Origin of the sequence: Streptomyces sp. NPDC048696 (assembly GCF_043198895.1) — a bacterium.
Lineage (GTDB): Bacteria > Actinomycetota > Actinomycetes > Streptomycetales > Streptomycetaceae > Streptomyces.
Genome location: NZ_JBICVJ010000007.1, coordinates 24,281 through 48,511 on the forward strand (window position 1 = coordinate 24,281; position 24,231 = coordinate 48,511).

The window sequence follows — 24,231 nt, forward strand, 5'->3', positions numbered from 1 at the left end:
CGGTTCTCCTGGCTGCCACTCGCGTCGTGGCCTTGGTTCCACTGTCATGGTGGTGACGGAACCGGACAGGAAAGTGTGACGGACGCTCCGCCGGGCTCGCGGCGGACTGCCGCGAGCCCGCTCAGCTCCTGGGACCTCCCACGGCGCCGGCTCCGTCCGGCTCCCCGCGTCTCACCGAACCCGGAGCCCTCCGGGACGGGTGGTCTGCTCGGGCCGCCGAGGTCAGTTGCCAGGGGACGCTGGTGACCATCACCCCGGGGGTGAAGAGGAGGCGGCTCTTGAGCCACAGGGCCGACTGGTTGTGCAGCAGGTTCTCCCACCAGTGGCCCACCACGTACTCGGGGATGAAGACCGCGACCACATCGCGCGGACTGTCCCGCCGCATCGAGCGTACGTATTCGACGACCGGCCGGGTGATCTCGCGGTACGGCGAGGCGAGCACCTTCAGGGGCACGCTGACGTCGAGCTCCTGCCAGCGGCGCTGGAGGTCGTCGGTGGCGGGCTTGTCGACGGCGACCGTGAGCGCTTCGAGGCGGTCCGGCTTGAAGGCGCGCGCGTACGCCAGGGCGCGCAGCGTCGGCTTGTGGACGGTGGAGACCAGGACCACGGCCAACACCCTTGACGGTGGCACCAGTTGCTCGCGCGGGTCCTCGACCGCGAGCTCGGCGGAGGTGGCGTCGTAGTGGCGCCGGATGCCCCGCATCATCACCCACAGCGCGAGCGCCGCGACCACCGCTAGCCAGGCGCCCTGGGTGAACTTGGTGATCAGGACGATCACCAGGACCAGGCCGGTGACGACCGCGCCCAGCGCGTTGACCACCCGCGCCGACTGGTGGCGGCGGCGTTCGGCGGGGTCGGGTTCGGTGCGCAGGGCGCGGTTCCAGTGCCGGACCATGCCGAGCTGGGAGAGCGTGAAGGAGGTGAACACGCCGAGGATGTAGAGGTGGATGAGGCCGGTGACGTCCGCCTTGTACGCCCACAGGAGCGCGCCCGCGACGACGGCGAGCGCCAGGATGCCGTTGGAGAAGGCGAGCCGGTCGCCCCGGTTGTGCAGCTGGCGGGGCAGATAGCGGTGCTGGGCCAGGATCGAGGAGAGCAGCGGGAAGCCGTTGAAGGCGGTGTTCGCGGCGAGGATCAGCACCAGCGCGGTGACCGTCTGGAGGAAGTAGAAGCCGATGCTGTGGTCGCCGCCGAAGACGGACGAGGCGAGCTGGGCGATGACGGTCTTCTGGGTGAAGGTGTCGCAGCTGCCGTCGATGCCGGTCAACTGGCAGGAGTCCTCGGTGATGTGGACCTTCGCCACGATCGCGAGGGCCGTGACGCCGACGAACATCACGACGGCGATGATGCCCATGGCGGCCATGGTGGACGCCGCGTTCTTCGCCTTGGGCTTGCGGAAGGCGGGCACGCCGTTGGATATCGCCTCCACGCCCGTCAGCGCGGTACAGCCGCTGGAGAAGGCGCGCAGCACCAGCATGACCAGCGCCATCCCGGCGAGGTGCTGGTCGCCGGGCTCGGCGTGGATGCCGTACGCGGCGGACTCGGCGACCGGCGCGTCCCCCAGCACGTACCGGATCAGACCGGTCGCGACCATGATGATCACGCCGCCGATGAAGAGGTAGGTCGGGGCGGCGAAGGCGCGGCCCGACTCGCGCACCCCGCGCAGGTTCATCGCGGTCAGGATCGCCACGAACGCGAGCGCGAGCAGCACGCGGTACGGGTTGAGCCCGGGCACCGCCGAGATGATGTTGTCGACGCCCGAGGCGACGGAGACGGCCACCGTCATCACGTAGTCGACGAGCAGGGACGCGGCCACCACCAGACCGGCCGAGGGGCCGAGGTTGCGCGACACCACCTCGTACGAACCGCCGCCGCTCGGATACGCGTGCACGACCTGGCGGTACGAGAGCACCACGACCGCCATCAGGGCGACGACCGCCGCCGCGATCCACGGCGTGAAGTGGAGATAGGCCAGCCCGCCCAGGGTCAGGACGAGCAGGATCTCCTGGGTCGCGTACGCCACCGAGGACAGCGGGTCGGAGGCGAAGATCGGCAGGGCGAGCCGCTTGGTCAGCAGGGTCTCGCCCAGCTCCTCGCTGCGCATCGCCCGGCCGATCACGAGACGCTTGAGGACACCAGTCACGTTCAGCACGCGGCGAGCGTATGAACGGCCACGTGGGCTTGAGTGTTAAGAATCCGTCAGGATCGATGACGCGGGTGGACGAACCATGACAAACCGGCTAGCCGAGGCCGGAGACCTTGAACACAGCGCGGGCCGTCTCGCCGTCGATCCGGGCCGAGACCTGGCGCAGCGCCGTCTCGCCGCAGCAGAGCATGCCGCGCGCCACGCTCGTACGGGCGCCCTCGTCCACGAAGCGCCACAGCGGCGGGTTGTGGACCAGCACCTGGGGGTCGATCTCGGCCCGGTTGCCGTCGGCGTCGCGCAGCAGCAGCCGCTGGGCGACCCCGTCCGACCAGCGCACCGACACCAGCCGGTCGGTGCGCACCGCGCGGGTGCGGGTCAGCGTGCGCGAGACCAGCAGACCCGGGCCGGCCGACACCCGGGCCGGCCACAGCACCGCGAGCAGCAGCGCGGCAAGTCCCAGCCACAGCGCGGCGCGCGGGGCGGTCAGGGTGCCCGCACTCGTGTCGATGAGCAGGAGCAGGCCGAGCACCACCGCCGCGCACCCACCCGCCGTGCGCGCCTCACCGGCCCATCCGAGGTCGTACGCGAGGGGTGCGGATGGCCGCGAGTCACGCGTCGTGGCGGTCGCCGCCGTGGCGGCGGACGCCCACGGGGATCTGCGCCGTCCCATGGCTCTCATGGCTCTCATGTTCCGTGACGCTAGGGCTCGGGCCGGGTCTGTCGTCGCGCGTTGACGAAGTGTTGATGGGCGGCCGGTAAGTCTTGACGGTGGTCATACGGAGCCCCTGACATCCGGCGCATGTGACGCCTTGTCAAGATGCCGTCAAGACGGAGCCTCGCGGCGTCAGGAGACCGTCAACACGGTCTGCGGCTCGAACGGTTGACCTGATGCTGGTGTTCGCACGGGATCGTACGAGCGGCCCGTGGCGAGGTGGGAGGGGCGCGTGAGTATCACCGCCGAGCAGAGCCAGGGGGCGGGGGCCCCGGTGACAGCAGGGAACCTCCCCGCGCCGGCCGTTCGTCACGGGGGGATCCCGCCGGCGCGGCCCGGAGGGGGGCCGCGCAAGGGGCAGCCGTGGCGACGGCCTTCAGTGGTCGTCGCCCGGCTGGCCCGCGAACTGCGGGCGGCGGCCGGGCGCCAGTGGTCCACGACGCCGGGCCGGCTGCGGTTCATGGGAACGGGCTGCGCGCTGCTCGGGGCCGGACTGCTGATCCTGCTGGTGGTCGCCGCCACCGGCGCGTCGGGCACCTGGGACGCCATCGAGCACCGCAACGCGCCCCGCACCGTCGCCGCGACCGAACTCGACCTGGCGCTCAACGACCTGGACGCCCAGACCGCCAACATCCTGCTGTCCAGCGGCGATTCGGGCACCGGAAAGGGCCGCCTCGACCGGTCGTACACCGAGGCGAGAGGCCGGTACACGAGCGCCCAGGAGACCATCAGCCGCTCGTTGCGCACGCTCGGGGCGGCCTCCGAGGGGGACAAGGGGACCGAGGACGCGGTGGTCGCGCTCACCGACGAGTTCGCGCACTACCAGGAGTTCGTCGGGCGGGCGCTGGAGAACGACGGGCACCCCGGCGGCAAGGACGCGGCCCGCGCCGACTACCGGTCCGCGACCGACCTCCTCGCCCATGTGATGCTGCCCGGCGCGGGTCGGCTCGTGGACGCCAACGACACGGTCTACCAGGCGGACTACCGTGCGGCGCACTCCGATGTGAACATCCAGCTGGCCGCCGAGATCGTCCTGGGCGGGCTGCTGGTGGCCGCCCTGGTCTGGCTGCAGATCCAGCTCGCCCGCCGTTTCGGGCGGGTCCTCAACCCGGGCCTGCTCGCGGCGACGCTGTGCGCGCTGGTCGCGGTCGCCAGCGGGGCACAGTTGCTGACCACCACCTCCCACCAGCTGACGGTGGCCCGCCACGACTCCTTCGACTCGGTGGTCGCGCTGTCCCGCTCCAAGGCCCTCGGCTACGACCTCAACGCGGACGAGAGCCGCTACCTCCTGGACCCCGACCACCGTACGGAGTACGCCACGGGCTTCCTGGAGAAGTCGCGGAGGCTGTACGGGGTGGCCGGGGACGACGTGGACGCGTACGGGACGCAGCTGGAGGTGACCTGGGCCGCGTACCGCAACGACAGCACGGACAAGAAGTTCACCGGCGAGTACCGCCGCGAGCTCGACAACCTCACGTTCCCGGGGGAGCGGGAGGCCGCCGAGAAGACGGTCGACGCGTTCGTGGTCTACCAGAGGGACGACCGCGAGTTCCGCGGCCTGGTCGCCCGGAACAAGATCCGGGAGGCCACCGAGTTCTGCGTCGGCTGGGCCCCGGACACCTCCAACGCGCACTTCGGCGCGTGGATGCAGGCGCTGGACGAGGTCACGGCGATCAACAGCCGCCACCACGCCCGGGCGATCGCCTCGGGCCGCACCGCGCTCGCCGACCTGGCCCCGACGGCCGGGGCCGGGCTGGTGCTGATGGTGGGACTGGTGGCGTGCGGGTTGCGGCCGCGGCTGGCGGAGTACCGCTGAGGGGCTGACGGGCGGGGCGGCCGGCCGCTGTGGCGCGCGGCCGCCCCCGCCACGGCGTTCAGGTCGCCGTGGCGCGGGGCATACGGGCTCAGCCGAGCCCCGGAACCATCGACACCAGCAGGTCGATCAGCTTGATCCCGACGAACGGCAGGACGAGCCCGCCGAGGCCGTAGACCGCGAGGTTGCGGCGGAGCAGGTCGTGCGCGGAGGCGGGGGTGTAGCGCACGCCCCGCAGGGCGAGCGGGATCAGCGCGACGATGATCAGGGCGTTGAAGATGATCGCCGAGGTGATGGCCGAGGTCGGGCTGTGCAGGCCCATCACGTTGAGGTGGTCGAGCCCCGGATAGGCGGAGGCGAACATCGCCGGGATGATCGCGAAGTACTTGGCCACGTCGTTGGTGATGGAGAACGTGGTCAACGCCCCCCGGGTGATGAGGAGTTGCTTGCCGATCTCGACGATCTCGATGAGCTTGGTCGGGTTGGAGTCGAGGTCGACCATGTTGCCGGCTTCCTTCGCGGCCGACGTGCCCGTGTTCATCGCGACACCGACATCCGCCTGGGCCAGCGCGGGTGCGTCGTTGGTGCCGTCGCCGGTCATCGCGACCAGCTTGCCGCCCGCCTGCTCCCGCTTGATGAGGGCGAGTTTGTCCTCGGGGGTGGCCTCGGCCAAGTAGTCGTCCAGGCCCGCCTCTTCCGCGATGGCCTTGGCGGTCAGGGGGTTGTCGCCGGTGATCATCACGGTACGGATGCCCATGCGGCGCAGTTCCGCGAACCGCTCGGCGATGCCGTCCTTGACCACGTCCTTGAGGTGGACGACACCGAGGACGCGGGGCCCGTTCCAGTCGTGGATGCCGACGAGGAGGGGTGTGCCGCCCGAGGTGGACACGGCGTCCGCGAACCGTCGTGCCTCGATGGGTACTTGGCCCCCGTACATCTGCACCCAGTCGATGACCTGGGCGGCGGCGCCCTTGCGGATGTGCGAGACGGCGCCGTTGTCCCAGCGCAGGTCGACCCCGCTCATCCGGGTCTGGGCGCTGAACTCCACGAACCGGGCGCCCTGGAGCTCCCCCTCGGCCGGCTCGCGCAGCCCGTACCGCTCCTTGGCGAGGACGACGACCGAGCGGCCCTCGGGGGTCTCGTCGGCGAGCGAGGCGAGCTGGGCGGCGTCCGCGAGGTGTGCCTCCTCGATGCCCGGCAGCGGCAGGAAGGCGGCGGCCTCGCGGTTGCCGAGGGTGATGGTGCCGGTCTTGTCGAGCAGCAGGGTGTTGACGTCACCGGCGGCCTCGACGGCCCGCCCGGACATCGCGAGGACGTTCCTCTGCACCAGCCGGTCCATGCCCGCGATGCCGATCGCCGAGAGCAGTGCGCCGATCGTCGTCGGGATCAGCGTCACCAGGAGCGCCACCAGGACGGTCGTGGACTGCGCGGCCTGCGCGTACTCGGCCATCGGCTGCACCGCGACCACCACCAGCACGAAGACGATGGTGAGCGCGGCGAGCAGGATGTTCAGGGCGATCTCGTTCGGCGTCTTCTGCCGGGACGCGCCCTCCACCAGGGCGATCATCCGGTCGAGGAAGCTGTGTCCGGGCCGCGAGGTGACCCGGACCACGATCCGGTCGGACAGGACGGTCGTGCCGCCGGTGACGCCCGAGCGGTCGCCGCCCGACTCCCGGATCACGGGCGCGGACTCGCCGGTGACGGCCGACTCGTCGACCGCCGCGACGCCGTCCACCACGTCTCCGTCCGCCGGGATCAGCTCGCCCGCCTCGACCAGCACGAAGTCGAACGGCTTGAGGTCGGTGGCCGCCACCGCCTCGGTGCGGGCGTGCCGCAGGTCGGTGCCGACCCGCCAGTTGTCGCGCAGCCGCAGCGCCACCGTGTCCGTCCGGGCCCGCCGCAGCGACTCGGCCTGGGCCTTCCCGCGCCCTTCGGCGACGGCCTCCGCGAGGTTCGCGAAGATCACGGTCAGCCAGAGCCAGACGCCGATCACCCAGGTGAAGACGGACGGGTGGACGAGCGCGGAGAGCGTGGTCAGCGCGGCCCCGATGGCGACCACGAAGAGCACGGGCGTACGCACCAGGGCGCGCGGATGCAGCTTGCGCAGGGCGTCGGGAAACGCCTTCAGCAGCTGTACGGGTTCGAACAGGCCTCCGGGGCGGCGACCGGCCCGACGCCCCGGCCGGGGGGCCTGCGGACCTCGGGGCGGGGGACCGGTCGGGGCCGGGGCGGGCGGGGCCTGCTGGGGAGCGGCGGGAGACATCGAGAAAGCCCTTCGGGGGCGGGAGATGTTCCGGGGCGGCGATGGTCGGGGCCGCACGGGAGCCGGGTCGGCGCCTGGGCCCCGGCGCCGACCCGGCCGGGTGGGACGCGGGGCGGGGAGGCGCTGCCGCGTACTACCGGAAGGTAGATCCATGCATGAGCCACGAAGGGCGTTTTGACGGCCTCCTAATGGCGTTCTGGCGGCCTTCGTACGGCTCGCCCGGAAGGAATTTCCGGCTGCCCCGTGACGGCTTGGCAGCGGTCGAATCCGGGTGGCCGCCCGGGATTGGCCGGGATCCGCGTATGAAAGGCGTCAAGGACGCAGGGGTGGCCGTATGGGGGCCGTCAACGGAACGTGCGGGGGCCGTGCGGAGAGGTTTGCTCTACAGGTCCGCTCGTTTCACGGCTCGTTTTCGGGCCTCTTCCAGTTTCAGGGAGCTTGCGATGGCCGACGTGGCCTTCGTCGTCACCACGATCGCGGTTTTCGCGTTGGTGGCGTTCATTGCCAAGGGGGTGGCGAAGCTGTGACTGCCGAGAACGTTGTCGGTCTGATCGTGGCGGTCGCCCTGCTGGGTTACCTCGTCCTCGCCCTCGTCAAGCCGGAGAGGTTCTGAGCGCCGCTATGTCTCCCGTTCTTTCCGGTGTGCTCCAGTTCGCCGCGCTCGCGGTCGCGCTGGGTCTGTCCTATCGTCCGCTGGGCGACTACATGGCCCGGGTCTACTCCTCCGACAGGCATCTGCGGGTCGAGAAGTGGATCTACAAGGCGGTCGGTGCGAACCCGAACACCGAGATGCGCTGGGCCGCGTATCTGCGCGGGGTGCTCGCGTTCTCTGCGGTCAGTGTCCTGTTCCTGTATCTGCTGCAGCGTGTGCAGGGGCATCTGCCGGGCTCGCTGGGGTTCGTGTCGATCCCGGCGGACCAGGCGTTCAACACGGCGGCGTCGTTCGTGTCGAACACGAACTGGCAGTCGTACTCGGGTGAGCAGTCGATGGGCCATGTCGTGCAGACGGGCGGCCTGGCGGTGCAGAACTTCGTGTCCGCGTCGGTGGGCATCGCGGTCGCGGTTGCCCTGGTGCGTGGTTTCGCGCGTTCCCGTACGGGTGAGCTGGGCAACTTCTGGTCCGACCTGGTGCGCGGCACGGTCCGCGTCCTGCTGCCGATCTCGGTGCTCGGCGCGCTCGTGCTGGTGGCGTGCGGGGCGATCCAGAACTTCTCCGGCATTCATGAGGTCGGGCAGTTCATGGGCGGCTCGCAGCAGTGGAACGGCGGGGCGGTCGCCTCGCAGGAGGCCATCAAGGAGCTGGGCACGAACGGCGGCGGTTACTTCAACGCCAACTCCGCTCACCCGTTCGAGAATCCCAACGGTGTCTCGAACCTGTTCGAGATCTTCCTGATCCTGGTGATCCCGCTCGCGCTGACCCGCACGTTCGGCAAGATGGTCGGCAGTGTCAGGCAGGGCTACGCGATCCTGGCGACGATGGTCACGATCTGGGTCGGTTTCACGGCCCTGATGATGTGGACCGAATTCGCCCACCACGGCCCGGCGTTCGATGTGGCGGGCGGGGCGATGGAGGGCAAGGAGACCCGCTTCGGTATCGGCGGCTCGTCCATCTTCTCGGTGGCGACGACGCTGACGTCGACGGGTGCGGTGAACTCGTTCCATTCCTCGTTCACGGGGTTCGGTGGTGGTATCCAGCTGCTGGGTATGCAGTTGGGTGAGATCGCGCCGGGCGGTACGGGTTCGGGTCTGTACGGCATGCTGATCATGGCGATCATCGCGGTGTTCATCGCGGGCCTGATGGTGGGGCGTACGCCGGAATACCTGGGCAAGAAGATCGGCACCCGTGAGATCAAGTTCGCGGCCTGCTACATCCTGATCACCCCGGCGCTGGTGCTGACGTTCACGGCGATCGCGATGGCGATGCCGTCGACGCGGGACTCGCTGGCCAACTCGGGCGCGCACGGCTTCTCCGAGGTCCTGTACGCGTACACCTCGGGTGCCAACAACAACGGCTCGGCGTTCGCGGGTCTGAACGCGAACACGCCGTGGTTCAACACCTCGATCGGTCTGGCGATGCTGCTGGGCCGGTTCCTGCCGATGGTGTTCGTCCTGGCGCTGGCGGGTTCGCTCGCCGAGCAGAAGCCGATCCCGGAGACCGCGGGCACCCTGCGTACCGAGAAGCCGCTGTTCACGGGCCTCCTGGTCGGCACGATCCTGATCGTCACCGGTCTGACCTACTTCCCGGCGCTCGCGCTGGGCCCGCTGGCCGAGGGGCTGGCGTCATGACGACCGACACCAAGAAGTCTGAGAACCCGAAGTCTGAGGACGAGATGTCCACTGCCACCCCAACCCGCGCCCCGCACAGCGACGTCCCCAGCGGTCACAAGGACCAGGGGAAGGTCGGCGGCGGCCTGTTCGACCCGAAGCAGCTGGTCAAGTCGTTCCCGGACGCGATCAGGAAGCTCAACCCGAAGACGATGGTCAAGTCTCCGGTGATGTTCGTGGTCGAGATCGGTTCCGTACTGACCACGGTCCTCGCGATCAAGCACCCGGGTGACTGGTTCGGCTGGGCGATCGCTGCCTGGCTGTGGCTGACCACGATCTTCGCGAACCTCGCGGAGGCGGTCGCGGAGGGCCGGGGCAAGGCGCAGGCCGACACCCTGCGCAAGGCCAAGACCGACACCGTGGCGCGACGGCTGTCCGCGGACGGCAAGAGCGAGGAGCAGGTCCCCGGCACCGAGCTGAAGATCGGCGACCTGGTCGTCTGTGAAGCGGGTGACATCATTCCCGGCGACGGTGACGTCGTCGAGGGTGTCGCGAGCGTCGACGAGTCGGCCATCACCGGTGAATCGGCTCCGGTGATCCGGGAGTCGGGCGGTGACCGTTCGGCGGTGACCGGCGGGACGAAGGTGCTGTCCGACCGGGTCGTCATCAAGATCACGACGAAGCCGGGCGAGACGTTCATCGACCGGATGATCAGCCTGGTCGAGGGCGCGGCCCGGCAGAAGACCCCCAATGAGATCGCTCTCAACATCCTGCTGGCGTCGCTGACGATCGTCTTCCTGCTGGCGGTGGTCACGCTCCAGCCGTTCGCGAAGTACGCGAACGCCGAGCAGTCCATGATCGTCCTCGCGGCCCTGCTGGTCTGCCTGATCCCGACCACGATCGGCGCGCTGCTCTCGGCGATCGGCATCGCGGGCATGGACCGGCTCGTCCAGAGGAATGTCCTCGCGATGTCGGGCCGCGCGGTCGAGGCGGCGGGCGACGTCTCGACGCTGCTCCTCGACAAGACCGGCACCATCACGCTCGGCAACCGCCAGGCATCCGAGTTCGTCCCCGTACGCGGCACGACGGCCGCCGAGCTCGCGGACGCCGCCCAGCTCTCCTCGCTCGCCGACGAGACCCCCGAGGGCCGCTCCATCGTCGTCCTGGCGAAGGAGACGTACGGGCTGCGCGAGCGCCACCAGGGCGAACTCGTGGACGCCGAGTGGATCGCCTTCACCGCCCAGACCCGCATGTCGGGCGTGGACGTCGACGGACGCAAGGTCCGCAAGGGCGCGACCGGTTCGGTGGTGGCCTGGGTCAAGGAGCGCGGCGGCGAGGTCTCGGCCGAGGCGCAGCAGCTGACCGACACCATCTCGCAGGCGGGCGGCACCCCGCTGCTCGTCGCCGCCGAGGACGCCGACGGCGCCCGGGTCCTGGGGGTCATCCACCTCAAGGATGTGGTGAAGGAGGGGATGCGGGAGCGGTTCGACGAGCTGCGCCGGATGGGCATCAAGACGGTCATGATCACGGGTGACAACCCGCTGACCGCGAAGGCCATCGCCGAGGAGGCGGGCGTCGACGACTTCCTCGCCGAGGCCACCCCCGAGGACAAGATGGCGCTGATCAAGCGGGAGCAGGCGGGCGGCAAGCTGGTCGCGATGACCGGTGACGGCACCAACGACGCACCCGCGCTGGCTCAGGCGGATGTCGGTGTCGCGATGAACACGGGCACGTCGGCCGCGAAGGAGGCCGGCAACATGGTCGACCTCGACTCCAACCCGACCAAGCTCATCGAGATCGTCGAGATCGGCAAGCAGCTCCTGATCACCCGGGGCGCGCTGACCACGTTCTCGATCGCCAACGACGTCGCGAAGTACTTCGCGATCATCCCGGCGATGTTCGCGGTGGTCTACCCCGGCCTGGACAAGCTCAACATCATGGCCCTGTCCAGCCCCAAGTCCGCGATCCTCTCGGCGGTCATCTTCAACGCGCTGATCATCATCGCGCTCGTCCCGCTCGCCCTCAAGGGCGTGCAGTACAAGCCGACCAGCGCCGACAAGATGCTGCGGCGCAACCTCGGCATCTACGGCCTGGGCGGATTGATCGCCCCGTTCATCGGCATCAAGATCATCGACCTGCTCATCTCCCTCATCCCCGGAATCGGCTGACCTGCCATGAACAACTCTGTCGCAAACACCGCCCGCCTGCTCGGCGCGGGCCTGCGGGCCCTGCTGGTCCTCACCGTGATCTGCGGCGTCATCTACCCGCTCGCCGTGACCGGCATCGCCCAGGCCGCGTTCGGCAACAAGGCCAACGGCTCCGAGATCAAGTCCCAGGGCAAGGTGGTCGGCTCCACGCTGATCGGCCAGAGCTACAACCTCCCGAAGAAGAACCCGGACGACGCCAACGAGGCCGCCCGCCCCGACCTGCACTGGTTCCAGCCCCGGCCCTCCGCCGGTCTCGGCTCCAACAAGGCCAACGGCCTCAACACCCAGTACGACCTGCTGGTCTCCGGTGCCACCAACCTCTCCGGCGACAACGAAAAGCTGATCCAGCAGGTCAAGGACGCCAAGGCCGCCGTGGTCAAGGACAACTCGACGGCCACGTACAAGGTGAACCCGTCCGACGTCCCCGCCGAAGCGGTCACCTCCTCCGGCTCGGGCCTGGACCCCGACATCTCCCCCACCTACGCCAAGCTCCAGATCCACCGCGTCGCCGAGGTCAACCACCTCGACGTCAAGCAGGTCGAGAAGCTGGTCGCGGACAACACCACCGGCCGGATCCTCGGTTTCATCGGCGAACCCCGGGTCAACGTCCTCAAGTTGAACATCGCGCTGAAGTCCCTGGTCGCGAAGTGACGGTGACGGTGTGAGCGCGGCGGGGTTACGGGTGCGGGTGCGGACATGGAGCGCGAGTGGCGGAAAGGCGGCGTACCGATGACCCGGGTGCTGGTGGTGGAGGACGAACCACAGCTCGTACGGGCCCTGGAGATCAACCTCCGAGCGCGGAAGTACGACGTCGACGCGGCGGGGGACGGCGCGACCGCGCTGAGCCTGGCGGCCCAGCACCCGCCGGACGCGGTCCTGCTCGACCTGGGCCTGCCGGACATGGACGGCATCCAGGTCATGCGGACGCTCCGCCGCTGGTCACGGGCCCCGATCCTGGTGGTCTCGGCCCGTAACACCTCCGACGAGAAGGTCGAGGCGCTGGACGCGGGCGCGGACGACTACATCACCAAGCCGTTCAGCATGAACGAGCTGCTCGCCCGGCTGCGCGCGGCTACCCGCCGTACGGACGGGCCGAGGGGCGGGGCGGAGCCGGCCGTGGGGCAGGGTGTGGAGCCGGGGGTGGTGCGGGCCGGGGGGTTCACGCTCGACCTGCCGGCGAAGAAGGCGACGCGTGACGGCGCCGCCATCCGCCTCACCCCCACGGAATGGCACCTCCTGGAGGTCCTGATCCGCAACCGGGGCCGCCTGGTCACCCAGCGGCAGCTGCTCCAGGAGGTCTGGGGCCCGACGTACCGGACGCAGAGCAACTATCTGCGGGTGTACATGGCCCAGTTGAGACGGAAACTGGAAGCGGATCCGTCGCATCCGAGGTATCTGGTGACGGCACCGGGAATGGGGTACCGCTTCGAGGCGTGAGGGCCGCCGCGATGCGGGGCGGGAGGACCGCTCATAGACTGACGGCGACGATATGTCCCCGTTAGTCCCATGAGGGGTCCTGAGTGGTCCCGAGTGGTCCCGAGTGGTCCCGAGTGGTCCGATTAGGGAGATGGCGATCCATGTCGAAACGAGGCAACAAGCGCCGCGCGCGGAAGAAGAAGAGCGCCAACCACGGAAAGCGCCCGAACACCTGAAACCCGTGCCCCAGGAGCACCGCGGACGTCTTGCGGGCTCCGGCCCCGGCTGCTGCCATGGTGATGGCATCAGCCGGGGTTTTTGTCGTCGGGGGCCGGGGCTGGGGGCTCAGGTGGGCGATCTGCGGATTACGGCATGGCAGCGGTACGGCCACGACCGGCTGTATGTGAACCTGCGCGACGGTACGGCGGTGGCGTACCTCGACCGGGCGACGGGCCGGGTCACGGTGGTGCGCCCGGAGTACCGCGTCGCCGCGAACGAGGCGCTGGCCGGGTACGTGGCCGCGCTCCCGGCGGACAGACCCCCGCCGCGTCCGGCGCCCCGCCCGCTGCCCGCGCTGGACGCGGCCCACGACCTGGCCCTGAACCGCCCCGGCGCGGCACTGCGCGCCAAGCTCGCGGCGGAGGGCCCGGGCCCGCTGCGCCGGGCCGCCGACCGCCTGCTGCGCCGCGACTCCCCGTGGGACTCCTGGCGCAAGGGCCTGGCGGGCGAGCAGCGCGTAGGGCGTGAGCTGCGCCGATTACGGGCGGTGGCGTCGGGCTGGCGAGTCCTGCACTCCATCGCCCTGCCGCGAGGAGTCGACATAGACCACCTGCTCCTCGGCCCGGGCGGCGCGTTCAGCATCAACACCAAGCACCACGAGGGCAGAACGGTCTGGGTCGGCGACGACGTCGTCAAGGTCGACCACGGCAGACCCCACCCGTACGTCCGCAAAAGCCGCTCCGAGGCGCGGCGCGTGCGGCGGGTCCTGGAGGGCTACTGCGACTTCGACGTCCCGGTGACCCCGGTCCTGGTCTTCGTCGGCGTACGCCGCCTGGACCGGGCGGTCACCCAACTCGACGTACGCGTCTACCGCGAACGCGACCTGGCGGCCCTGGCTCCGACGAACGGGGTGTTCAGCGGGGAGCAGGTGGAGCGGCTGTACGAGATCGCGCGGCGGGGGAGTGTGTGGAGGGAGGCGTGAGGACGCATCCGTTGCCGTAGTCGTTTGTCGCTGTCGTGCGGGCCCACAATGTCCGCATGGACGTGGACCTGGAAGCGGCGCGCGCGTTGCTCGCCATCGCCCTGGAAGAGGCCCGGGCGGGCCGAGCCGAGGGCGGCATCCCCATCGGAGCGGCCCTCTTCGACGCGACCGGCACACTCCTCGGCCGGGGCCACAACCGCCGAGTCCAGGACGACGACCCGTCCACCCACGCGGAGACGGCGGCGTTCCGCGCCGCGGGCCGCCAGCCCACGTACCGCGGCACGACGATGGTGACGACCCTGGCCCCGTGCTGGTACTGCAGCGGCCTGGTCCGCCAGTTCGGCATCTCCCGGGTGGTCATCGGCGAGGCGCGGACGTTCCGGGGTGGGGAGGAGTGGCTGGCGGAGCACGGGGTGGAGCTCGTGGTCGTCGATGACGCGGAATGCCGGGAGTTGATGCGGGAGTTCATCGCGGCTCGGCCGGGGCTGTGGGGCGAGGACATCGGGGAGCCGTCGCCGGGTGGATAGCTGGTCCGGCCCGGGTGCGCGTACTTGTGGCTGGCAGCGGGCGGGGGCGAAAGGCTCCCCGGCCACAGATAGCCAGGTCAGGGGTGGTGCCACCATGGGGAACCTGTGAGCCTGCTGTTAGAGTCGCCCCACTTGCGTGGGGGGTTACGGCCGGGGGGCCTGTTCACTTCGTCCGACGGCGGTATGCGTATTCCCTGCCGCCGTGTCCTTCCATGCCTTCGTGAGGCTTGCGGGAGGGACCATCTTGAGACGTCACACGCTCGTGCGGAGCGCGGTCGCGGCGGTGCTGGGGTTCACCGCGGGAATCGTGCCGCTGAGCGGATCGCCTGCGAGCGCGGCGGAGATGCCCGGTGAGGTTGTCATCCCAGCCGAGCAGCAGACGGATCCCGACGCGGCCGACCTGGTGGGTGCGGGCGAGACGGGCTATCTCTGGGGCGTGCCCGGACAGGGGTACAACTGGACTTCGTACCTCGACGGTTCCACTCGATGGCTCGCCGTTCCCAGCGGGATGCGGGTGGAGGCTCACGGCACGGGCACGGACGTGGTCGCGTTCGCCAACGACGTTCAGCGTTTCGTCGTCCAGCGCAACATGAAGGACGGCTCGGAACGGACCATCGGCCTCCACGACGGGCAGTCCTTGGAGGGTTACTTCGACGACGTGGTGGTGACCAGCGAGCGCCTCCAGGACCGGACGAGCCGGATTCACCTGTTGTTCTGGGAGAACGGAGACGTCGTCGACCGTGTGGTTTCCGGGCTGCCCGAGGGCGCGGAACTGCTGCACGGCCATACTCAGAGCGGCAAGAGCGGAGCGCTCGCCTTCTATGAGCCGAGTGGTGGTCAGCCAAGTGCCGTGTGGATCGACCGTTCCGGTCAGGCCCGCCCGGCAAATGTGCGGGGCGTATCGCGCAGCACCTTCAGTGGGGATCGCTACGTCCAGTGGTGGCCGAGCGGCCTCGTACGGGTGTGGAATACCGCCGACTTCTCCGCGCCCGTCAGCGACTTCAAGATCACCATCCCTTACGACGAGCAGTCGGATCTGATCGGGGTCGTGGGGAACGATCTTCTGGTCGCCCGCAACAATCCGGGTGACGCCCGGCTGGACACTGCTCCCAATCGTCGCATCGTCGCGGTCCCGCTGGGTGGTGGTCCGGAGCGCCTGGTGATCGACAAGGCGGCCGCGCGCCCGGTCTTCAAAGCCGATGGGACGCTGCTGGTCGCACGGGCCGGTGAGGCAGGCGAGGAGTCGGCGCGGTCGGTGTACGCGGTGCGGCCGGGCGCTGACGGCGCGTTCACGGTCGACAAGGTCGCGGACGCTCCCAAGGTTCGTACGCTGATCGAGGGCATGTCCATGGCCCAGGGCCAGTTGGCCACGGTCGACCAGGTGCCGTGGAGACACTTGCGGCTCCGCCGGAGCGACATATCGGTCGCAGGCCCGCTGAAGGCCGGGCCGCGCATCGACCGAGGTTCCGGTGACCACGTCTTCTCCGAGGGCTGCACCGGAGAGTTGTGCCCGGCTCTCCAGGCCACGGGTGACGGCCGAGTGGTGTACGACTCGTACGAAGACCGCGACCTGCACGTGCTCGCCGACGGTGCGTCGCTGCCCGGTGGGAAGGTTTCCCTCCCGCCCGAGGCCTTTCCTCAGCTCGACAGGTCCCACGCGTCCGGGCGCTATGAAGCCGTGGCCTTCAGAGGCTCGGCCGACGACAGGTACGCGCATCACATCCAGGTGATCGATCTGGATACCGGAAGGCCGGTGTACACCAGCCCGGGGTCCAAGGAACTGCCTTCGTATGGGATGGCCGGCTCCACTCTGTGGGTCGAGGACGAGGACAACCGCCCCGGTGCCCTGTACGCCGTGGACGTCCGTACCGGCAAGGTCGTCAGCAGGCCGCGGGTGGCGGACTGCGGCATCACGCGTGTGCAGGCCAACGCGGGCTTCGTCTACTGGGCCTGTGATGCGGCCGGCCTGTCGGTTCCGTCCGCATCGGGCGTGTACGACCTGGCAGCCGAGCGGTCCATCCGGCTGCCCGAGCACCGGAGCGCCATGCTCGGTGACGGGTATGTGGCCTGGGAGAAGGACGGTGTCCTGAACGTCACCGACTTCCGAGGGGCAACCGGCACCCGTGCTGTCGGCCGCCCCGTCCTGCAGGACAAGGACAAGGGCTGGACAGTGGACCGCTTCGGCGGGCCGGTCGCCTACGCCGACAAGGACGGCGACGTCCACCTCGTCCCCTCCGGTGTGAAGACCTCCGACCTCGACGTGATCGACGCGGACACGCCGGCGTCCGCCAATGGCAAGTCCGGTGAATGGAAGGCCCGTTGGTGGCTCTCGAAACCGGCTTCCTCTTGGCAGCTGGTGCTGAGGAACGCGTCCTCGGGCGCAACGGTCCGTACGTTCGACGGCGGCGAAGCGCGAGGGCTCCTCAAGTCGGCCTGGGACGGCAAGGATTCGGCCGGGCAGCTGCTCCCCAAGGGTGCCTACACCTGGAGTCTGACCGCGCGTCCCGCCGACGGGCAGGGGAGTGTGCTCAGCCGGAGCGGCACGGTCACCCTGACGGGCGGCCTGCCGGTCGCCCGTGACCACGTCGGCCCGAGCGGCCCGGACGGTGTCGGCGACCTGCTGGCGTTCACGCCTGGCGGAGTCGCCGACTTCCGCGCGGGCACCGGCCGGGGAGGGATGGACGCAAAGGTCTCGGCGAGCGGCTGGACGGGCACCGGCACGGTCACCGCAGCGGTTCCGTTCGGAGACGTGAACGGGGACGGCTGCAACGACGTGCTCGTACGGCTGAGCAGCGGAGAGCTGCGCGTCCACGAGCCCGCCTGCGGGACGGCACTGGCCCCTTCCACGCCGTACACGAGGATCGGTGGCGGCTGGAACATGTTCGACGCGCTGACGTCGCCGGGAGACATGACGGGTGACGGCCGCCCGGATCTCGTAGCGCGCCAGGCGTCCACCGGCGACCTCTACCTGTACGAGAACGACGGCGCGGGCAACTTCAAGCCCCGTGTACGGATCGGCACCGGCTGGAAGGGTTACCTCCTGGCCGGAGCCGGAGACCTCGACGGGGACGGCAAGTCGGATCTCCTCGCCCGCGATGCCGCGGGGGTGCTGTGGCTGTACCCGGGCACGGGCAACGGCACGCTCGCCACCCGTACCAAGGTGGGCGGCGGATGGCAGATCTACAACGCGCTCGTCGGCGCCGGCGATCTCAACCACGACGGCAAGCCCGACCTGCTCGCCCGCGACACGTCCGGCGTCCTGTGGTCCTACGCCGGCGACGGCAGGGGCAACCTGGCGGGCCGCGCGAAGATCGGTGGAGGCTGGCAGATGTACAAGGACCTCTTCTAAGTCCGGCAAGAAGCTGTTACCGCGATGCGTGACGCTGCATCGCCGTGCCGGGAGCGGGGCCGATGCCCCGCTCCCGGCACCGCACTCTCTCCGCTGCGGTGCCGTGGCGGCGGCAGGATCCGCTTTCTGCGGCTCGGAGTTGCCACCGCACGCCATCGGCGGTCGGCCGTCCGCCCGTACGGGGGCAGAGTGCTCCGATGCGCACCGGCTCGTACGCCCCTGTCGTCGAGTGCATGATCTCGGGCGACGGCAGCACCCAGGGTGGCGCGGCGGAGTTCACAGCGGAGACGGTCGGGACCGTGCTTCAAGAGGCTTGTCAGCAGGCCGACTTGGAGCTGTCGGGTGCAGGGCTGGTGCGGCTGGGGCCGACCACGTCATCGGCCGCAGCGTGGGTGATCTCTGTCGTTGCGGTACTTCTCTGCTGTACTGCAATCGAGGTGTGCCAGATCGTCAGGCGCGGCGCCACGCTTCGAAAAATCGCTCGCGATCCTGCGCCGTTTCGAACTCCCGTCGACTGGCCAGAGCCACGCGCCATGCGCTCATCTCTGCGTCTCGTAGCCACAGCTCGCCCCCGTAGCTGCCACCGACACCGATGGTGCGGCGATCCAGGGCTGAGCCGATGACCTCGGCCACAGCGGTGCGCTGAGATGGTTCCAGTCCTTCCAAGAAGCTCAGAACGCGGGAGGCGATGCCGCTCTCGTTGCCATTGTGGATGTGGTCGAAAAAGGGGCCGCCCATATTGGCAGGATCGATATCCATGGCTCCGCGGCCGCCGGCATCACGCATGCGCTTCCAGAAGCTTCGCCCGTCTTCGGTTCCTGGCAACGGGAGCGCCGCAAACAGGTCGATCAAGTGACCGTTAGCAGCTTGGTTGTACGCGGTGTCGCAGGTTGCGGCAGCGGCGATTGCGGCGACGTGGCTGGCAGTGAGGTCGCTGTCTTCGGGCCAGTCGAGTGGGACGTTGAGCTTCTGCGTGAGGTGCTGTTCTAACTCGTCGTGCTCATCGGGCTGTTCCCTGCTGATACGCCGGTTCACGATCACGCTGTCCCCCCTGGGGCTGCGGTCCGATACTCGGATCTGCCAGCATGCCAGCGTCGGGTGTCTTGCCGTGGGTGCTTTCTGGACGAGCTGGCTCGTCATCGTGAGCCCCGAGCCTTGACCGGCCGACTGCTTCGTCCCGAACCAATTTGGGTGGGGCCGCTGCCTTGGGCTGGTGTTCCTGTCACCTGCGCGGTCGGTCCACAGACGTCCGCGCTCGTCCGTCGTTGTCCGTCGGCGTTGTCACGCAATAGACACTCACCCGTGCCTGTGCCCTACTTCTTGCGACGCTTGCTCGCCCTCTTCTTCAGCTCGGCCTGGCCGCGCTTCGTCCAGTCACCTTGGTGGCGGTAGCACCGTGACGTGCCCTTCATCGTTTTGTTCTGGCAACGCCTCCCAGCCGCCGTCGGCCAGCCGCACGTGCCCTGCTTCCACTCTCCCACCGCTCGCCCCCCCCCGGTAGTTCGCCCGAAGACTCGGCCAGCACCCAGCGTGCGGCGCGGTGCCATTACTGGGTAGGGCGCAGAGCCAGCGATGTGAAAGCTCCATGCGCGCGCGAGTCGGTACAACACGTCGCGTGTGCACCGTGCGAAGGGGAAGCAAGAGTGCGTCTACATGTGGCCAGTCTTCAACTGCCGTCAGCTGGGTCTGCCAGTACCAGGGGCACCGCGGGCGGCAGCCAGGGAGCGCTGTCACTCCGCTCAAGCACCGGCGCCGGGCAGTCATCCGGCAACGGGCTCCCGTCGATCACGGCCTCAAGATTTCATGACTTGGGGGCCGGTAATTCAAACCCGGTCCCCAAGTTCCGTATGTAGTGTGCCGCTTAGAAGTGCAGAACGGCGTAAAGGTCATAGATTACGCCGCCGTGGTGAGAGCAAGCTCCTCGCTTTCCGATGGAGCCCGATGGCCAACCATCGGCACACTGCGCCGGGCTTGGCATGTCGACGGATGTCACGGTTTCTGGAGTGTTCAGCACCTGTTGGGCTACGGAACGATCTGACCAGTCGAAGCAGGACTGATACTGGAGGACGACTCTCGATGCTTCACCCAGATACTTTCGACGCTGGTTGTATGCAATCAGAATCCACCTGTCCGTAGCGTTGGATTCCGGAATGTATGCGTTGTTGGGCCAGGGAGACGAGATCGGGTCCCCGATGACTGGAATTTTCTCCAGGTCGGCTTCTTTCACCGCTGCCGCGCGCTGGCTCCGGGGAGATTTGCAGGCTGCCTCGGCCGCATCGTGCTGCCACGCCCGCCATGTGCTCCAAGCGATCATGGCGACGATGAGGCTGAGCGCCCCCATGGCGACGATCTTCACTCTTCGGACAAGCTGCGCGTCCTGCCGTGCCAGCACGTCGCGTCGCTCGCGGTGCAGTTCGGCAGCCCGCTCCCTTTCCGCTGGCGTGGCGTGGTGGCGGCACCCTCCGGTTTGCGTCGCTCGGAGTCGGCACGGCGTGCCCTTGGTGGTCGGCCGTCCACACAGAGGTGACGGCCTTGCGCTCGGCCGGGACTGGTAGCGGCTTCGGCTTGCCGGGCGCCGGGGTCTTCGCGGCATAGAGGCGTTATAGCGAGTGCGAGCCCGGCCGTCTCCCGGTCTCACAACTCTCGTTGGAGATCCTTCAGCGCGCGAGCCGCCGCGGTGGTGGGCGGGCGTGCAGACCTGGGGGAAGGCGTCCAAGGTCGGTGCGTCGTCATTACGTGATCACTGGCAATCAGTCGCTTCCGGCGGCACCCGCCTGCGCACGCAAGAAGACCCCGCACCCAGCAAAGTGGCTGGTGGCGGGGTCTTTAGGCACCTTCTGCAAGGTGCCCCCGGCAGGATTCGAACCTGCGCACACGGCTCCGGAGGCCGTTGCTCTATCCCCTGAGCTACGGGGGCGTTCACCGCGCTTGGCGGCGACGGGTAGAACCCTACCAGCTCCTGCGGGGTCGCTGTGAACAGGTATTTCGGGTGGTCGGCGGGGGCGGGGTCCCCCGCAGGGGGCGGAAGTGGGGAAAACCCGGACGCGGCGACGGTCGCGGACCTAACCTCAAGATGTGTCAGGCGTGTCCGGCCGGGTGCTTGTTGTCGACGACAACAAGGTCATCCGGCAGCTGATCAGGGTCAACCTTGAGCTGGAGGGCTTCGAGGTCGTGACCGCGGCCGATGGTGCCGAGTGTCTGGAAGTGGTGCATCGGGTCTGTCCTGATGTGATCACTCTGGACGTCGTGATGCCACGGCTCGACGGGCTGCGTACGGCCGCGCGGCTGCGGTCGGATCCGCGTACGAGTCGGCTGCCGCTCGCGATCGTCAGTGCGTGTACGCAGTACGAGGTCGAGACCGGGCTCGCGGCCGGCGTCGACGCGTTCCTGGCCAAGCCCTTCGAGCCGGCCGAGCTGGTCAAGGTCGTACGACAGCTGATGCATCGGGAGGCTCCGCCGTCTCCCGACGGCAACAGGCAGCCCGGCCGAGCCGGGCGCGCGGCCGGCACCTCCCGGGGATGACGGATGACCGATGACCGATGACCGATGACGGATGACATGGGGATGAGAGCCGTCCCCTTGGCGATGGGGATGAGACCTGTCCCCTTGGCAGCGTGTGCGCCCTGCTTTCTGAGGTGAGTGGCGCTTGAGCCTGCGTCCCGGTGGCTCGGATTGGCGGGTCGCGGCCTCGGTGTCGGTGAGCTCGTTGGCGGCGCGGCTCCGCCCCGTCCCCGCCGCACACACCTCCCCCCCCGCCCCCCCCGGAGGGCCCGCTCACATCGCGAAACCGGTTGGCCGACCCACCCCCCCTCTCCCATACGCTTGTCCCGTGACCCCCGCCGAGCTCTCCCTTACCGTCGTGCGTGCCGTGCGCAGCGCCGTCGACGAGGGTGTGCTGTGTGTGGACGTGCCCGCCGGGCGGGACGTCAAGGTGGAGCGGCCGCGGCCCGGTGGGGTCGGGGACTACGCCAGTCCCGTCGCCCTCAAGCTGGCCGCCGCCTCCGGGCTCGCGCCCCGCGCCGTGGCCGAGGCGTTGCGCGGGCGGCTCGCCGACGCGCCCGGGGTCGCCCGCGTCGATATCAGCGGACCCGGGTTCCTGAACTTCACCCTGGACGCCGCGTCCGCCCAGGACGAGCACGTACGACTCGTACGTACGGTCCTCGCGCTCGGACCCCGGTACGGGCACGGCGACGCCCTCGCCGGGCAGCACATCGCCTTCGCCCGCGTGGACGAGCCCCGCGCCCTCGCCGTCACCTCAGCCGCCGTGGAGCTGCTGCGCTCACAGGGGGCCACCGCCGAGATCGGCTCGTACGGGAACGAGCGGCCGCACGTCCTGCCGGACCAGGGCGGCCTCCCCGACCTCGTCGGGCCCGAAGCCGCCCGGTGGGCCTACCTCCGCGCCGCTCCGCACGACCGGCCCGCCCCCGCCGCCGAGCTGCTCGCCCAGCGCGACAGCAACCCGTACTTCCGGGTGCGCTACGCCTACACCCGTACCCGCGCCCTCACCCGTAACGCCCACGCCCTCGGCTTCACCAGCGCCCCCGGCGACCTCGGCCTCGGAGCCAACCCCGGCGCCCCCGGCCCCGCAGCGAACCCCGGCCCCACCGCAACCGGCGTCGACCTCCTCACCCACCTGGCCGATCACCCCCCCACCCTCCTCCGCGCCGCCGAGCTCCGCGCCCCCGACCGGGTCGCCCGGCACCTCGAAGGCGTCGCCGACGCCCTGCTCGACTTTCAGCACTGTGTGCTGCCTCTCGGTGACGAGAAACCCTTGGCCGCCCACCGTGCCCGGCTCGCGCTCGCCGAAGCCGCCGGGGCGGTGCTGGCCGGTGGCCTGTCCCTGTTCGGCATCCGCGTACCCGAATACCTGTGAGAGTTGAGAGACAGCAATGAGCCGTTCCGCACACCCCGCCGGGCCCCGTCACGCAGATGTCCTTCCCGAGGGGCGCTCCATCGCAGGCACAGTGCCGCCCGCCGACCTCAACTCCCTTGACCCGAAGGTCTGGTCGCAGACCGTCGGTCGCAACACCGACGGTGTCGCCACCGTCGGCGGCCTCGATGTCACCGCGCTCGCCGAGGAGTTCGGCACCCCGGCCTACTTCCTCGACGAAGTCGACTTCCGCGCCCGCTGCCGCGCCTGGGCCGACGCCTTCGGCAAGGATGCCGATGTGTTCTACGCCGGTAAGGCTTTTCTTTCGCGGGCCATCGTCCGGTGGCTGCATGAAGAAGGGCTCAACCTCGATGTCTGCTCCGGCACCGAACTCGCCACCGCTCTCTCGGCCGGAATGCCCGCCGAGCGCATCGCTTTCCACGGCAACAACAAGTCCGAGGACGAAATCACGCGGGCCGTCGAAGTCGGCGTCGGGCGCATTGTCCTCGACTCGTTCCAGGAAATCGTTCGCGTCGCCCACATCGCCCAGAGCCTCGGCAAGCGTCAGCGCGTCCAGATCCGTGTGACCGTCGGCGTCGAGGCGCACACCCATGAATTCATCGCCACCGCCCACGAGGACCAGAAGTTCGGGATCGCGCTGGCCGGGGGGCAGGCCGCCGAGGCCGTGCGGCGCGCCCTGAAGCTGGATGGTCTTGAGCTGATCGGGATCCACTCGCACATCGGGTCGCAGATCTTCGACATGGCCGGGTTCGAAGTCTCCGCCCGGCGCGTTGTCCAGCTCCTCGCCGAGGTGCGGGACGAGCACGGGGTCGAGCTGCCCGAGATCGACCTCGGTGGCGGGCTCGGCATCGCGTACACCTCCGACGACGACCCCCGCGAGCCGCACGAGATCGCCAAGGCGCTCAACGAGATCGTCTCGCGCGAGTGCGAGGCCGCCGGGCTGCGTACGCCGCGGATCTCCGTCGAGCCGGGGCGCGCCATCGTCGGGCCCAGCGCCTTCACGCTCTACGAGGTCGGCACGATCAAGCCGCTGGAGGGGCTGCGGACGTATGTGAGCGTGGACGGGGGCATGTCCGACAACATCCGGACCGCCCTGTACGACGCCGAGTACTCCGTCGCGCTCGTCTCGCGCACCTCCGACGCCGAACCGATGCTGGTACGGGTCGTCGGCAAGCACTGCGAGAGCGGGGACATCGTGGTGCGGGACGCGTTCCTGCCCGCCGACCTGGCCCCCGGCGACCTCGTCGCGGTGCCCGCCACCGGGGCGTACTGCCGCTCCATGGCCAGCAACTACAACCACGCCCTTCGCCCGCCCGTCGTCGCCGTGCGCGACGGTGCGGCCCGGGTGATCGTCCGGCGCGAGACCGAGGAAGACCTCCTGCGGCTCGATGTCGGGTGACAGCCGTCGGCCGAAAGGCCGACACCGCTCAATAATGGAATA

General features: G+C 69.4%; 19 protein-coding genes and 1 tRNA gene. 14 read left to right on the forward strand and 6 right to left on the reverse strand.

The window, feature by feature from the left end:
* Positions 1-121: 121 nt before the first annotated feature.
* A complete protein-coding gene (locus tag ACGFRG_RS16390; RefSeq protein WP_393264900.1) occupies positions 122-2,104 on the reverse strand; it encodes an APC family permease in 1,983 nt (660 codons plus the stop codon).
* 136 nt (positions 2,105-2,240) lie between these two features.
* On the reverse strand, positions 2,241-2,834 hold the full coding sequence (locus tag ACGFRG_RS16395; RefSeq protein ID WP_361431190.1) for a hypothetical protein: 594 nt from the start codon (positions 2,832-2,834) through the stop codon (positions 2,241-2,243).
* A gap of 403 nt (positions 2,835-3,237) precedes the next feature.
* Between ACGFRG_RS16395 and ACGFRG_RS16400 the strand changes: the two genes are divergently transcribed.
* Positions 3,238-4,674, forward strand: a complete 1,437-nt coding sequence (locus ACGFRG_RS16400; protein WP_393264478.1) for a hypothetical protein — start codon at positions 3,238-3,240, stop codon at positions 4,672-4,674.
* Between the two features lie 88 nt (positions 4,675-4,762).
* Here ACGFRG_RS16400 and kdpB (ACGFRG_RS16405) read toward each other — a convergent pair whose 3' ends face one another.
* A complete protein-coding gene (kdpB, locus tag ACGFRG_RS16405) occupies positions 4,763-6,934 on the reverse strand; it encodes a potassium-transporting ATPase subunit KdpB (RefSeq protein ID WP_393264481.1) in 2,172 nt (723 codons plus the stop codon).
* A 155-nt stretch (positions 6,935-7,089) separates the two neighbouring features.
* Between kdpB (ACGFRG_RS16405) and ACGFRG_RS16410 the strand changes: the two genes are divergently transcribed.
* The 10 genes from ACGFRG_RS16410 to ACGFRG_RS16455 all read left to right on the forward strand — a co-directional run bounded on the left by ACGFRG_RS16410 (position 7,090) and on the right by ACGFRG_RS16455 (position 17,899).
* Positions 7,090-7,461, forward strand: a complete 372-nt coding sequence (locus tag ACGFRG_RS16410; RefSeq protein WP_361431182.1) for a hypothetical protein — start codon at positions 7,090-7,092, stop codon at positions 7,459-7,461.
* Complete coding sequence (gene kdpF, locus ACGFRG_RS16415) at positions 7,458-7,547, forward strand: K(+)-transporting ATPase subunit F (RefSeq protein WP_361431180.1); 90 nt, start codon at positions 7,458-7,460, stop codon at positions 7,545-7,547. The genes ACGFRG_RS16410 and kdpF overlap by 4 nt, the downstream gene beginning before the upstream one ends.
* An 8-nt stretch (positions 7,548-7,555) precedes the next feature.
* Positions 7,556-9,220, forward strand: coding sequence for a potassium-transporting ATPase subunit KdpA (gene kdpA, locus ACGFRG_RS16420; RefSeq protein WP_393264485.1), 1,665 nt, complete (start codon positions 7,556-7,558; stop codon positions 9,218-9,220).
* Complete coding sequence (kdpB, locus tag ACGFRG_RS16425; protein ID WP_361431176.1) at positions 9,217-11,367, forward strand: potassium-transporting ATPase subunit KdpB; 2,151 nt, start codon at positions 9,217-9,219, stop codon at positions 11,365-11,367. The genes kdpA and kdpB (ACGFRG_RS16425) overlap by 4 nt, the downstream gene beginning before the upstream one ends.
* Positions 11,368-11,373: 6 nt before the next feature.
* On the forward strand, positions 11,374-12,057 hold the full coding sequence (locus ACGFRG_RS16430; protein ID WP_361431173.1) for a potassium-transporting ATPase subunit C: 684 nt from the start codon (positions 11,374-11,376) through the stop codon (positions 12,055-12,057).
* Between the two features lie 78 nt (positions 12,058-12,135).
* Positions 12,136-12,843, forward strand: coding sequence for a response regulator transcription factor (locus ACGFRG_RS16435; RefSeq protein WP_361431211.1), 708 nt, complete (start codon positions 12,136-12,138; stop codon positions 12,841-12,843).
* Between the two features lie 140 nt (positions 12,844-12,983).
* The gene (locus ACGFRG_RS16440) at positions 12,984-13,058 is read left to right on the forward strand and encodes a 50S ribosomal protein bL37 (protein WP_371657075.1); all 75 of its coding nucleotides are present in this window, start codon (positions 12,984-12,986) and stop codon (positions 13,056-13,058) included.
* Positions 13,059-13,171: 113 nt separating this feature from the next.
* A complete protein-coding gene (locus ACGFRG_RS16445) occupies positions 13,172-14,023 on the forward strand; it encodes a nuclease-related domain-containing protein (protein ID WP_393264489.1) in 852 nt (283 codons plus the stop codon).
* 56 nt (positions 14,024-14,079) lie between these two features.
* Complete coding sequence (locus tag ACGFRG_RS16450) at positions 14,080-14,550, forward strand: nucleoside deaminase (RefSeq protein WP_393264492.1); 471 nt, start codon at positions 14,080-14,082, stop codon at positions 14,548-14,550.
* A 244-nt stretch (positions 14,551-14,794) separates the two neighbouring features.
* Positions 14,795-17,899 carry an FG-GAP-like repeat-containing protein gene (locus ACGFRG_RS16455; RefSeq protein ID WP_393264495.1) on the forward strand — a complete coding sequence of 1,035 codons (3,105 nt, stop codon included), beginning with the start codon at positions 14,795-14,797 and terminating at the stop codon, positions 17,897-17,899.
* Positions 17,900-18,349: 450 nt separating this feature from the next.
* Here ACGFRG_RS16455 and ACGFRG_RS16460 read toward each other — a convergent pair whose 3' ends face one another.
* From ACGFRG_RS16460 to ACGFRG_RS16470, 3 genes are all read right to left on the reverse strand, one after another.
* Positions 18,350-18,940, reverse strand: a complete 591-nt coding sequence (locus ACGFRG_RS16460; protein WP_393264497.1) for a hypothetical protein — start codon at positions 18,938-18,940, stop codon at positions 18,350-18,352.
* Between the two features lie 820 nt (positions 18,941-19,760).
* Positions 19,761-20,255 carry a hypothetical protein gene (locus ACGFRG_RS16465; protein ID WP_393264500.1) on the reverse strand — a complete coding sequence of 165 codons (495 nt, stop codon included), beginning with the start codon at positions 20,253-20,255 and terminating at the stop codon, positions 19,761-19,763.
* A 489-nt stretch (positions 20,256-20,744) separates the two neighbouring features.
* Positions 20,745-20,816: transfer RNA gene (locus ACGFRG_RS16470), tRNA-Arg, on the reverse strand.
* Positions 20,817-20,974: 158 nt separating this feature from the next.
* On the opposite strand from ACGFRG_RS16470, the gene ACGFRG_RS16475 reads away from it, so the two are divergent.
* The 3 genes from ACGFRG_RS16475 (at position 20,975) to lysA (ending at position 24,189) form a co-directional block, all read left to right on the forward strand.
* Complete coding sequence (locus ACGFRG_RS16475) at positions 20,975-21,421, forward strand: response regulator (protein ID WP_188275756.1); 447 nt, start codon at positions 20,975-20,977, stop codon at positions 21,419-21,421.
* A gap of 307 nt (positions 21,422-21,728) precedes the next feature.
* On the forward strand, positions 21,729-22,772 hold the full coding sequence (nrtL, locus tag ACGFRG_RS16480; protein ID WP_393264502.1) for an ArgS-related anticodon-binding protein NrtL: 1,044 nt from the start codon (positions 21,729-21,731) through the stop codon (positions 22,770-22,772).
* Positions 22,773-22,788: 16 nt separating this feature from the next.
* Positions 22,789-24,189, forward strand: a complete 1,401-nt coding sequence (gene lysA, locus ACGFRG_RS16485; RefSeq protein ID WP_361430434.1) for a diaminopimelate decarboxylase — start codon at positions 22,789-22,791, stop codon at positions 24,187-24,189.
* Positions 24,190-24,231 lie beyond the last annotated feature (42 nt).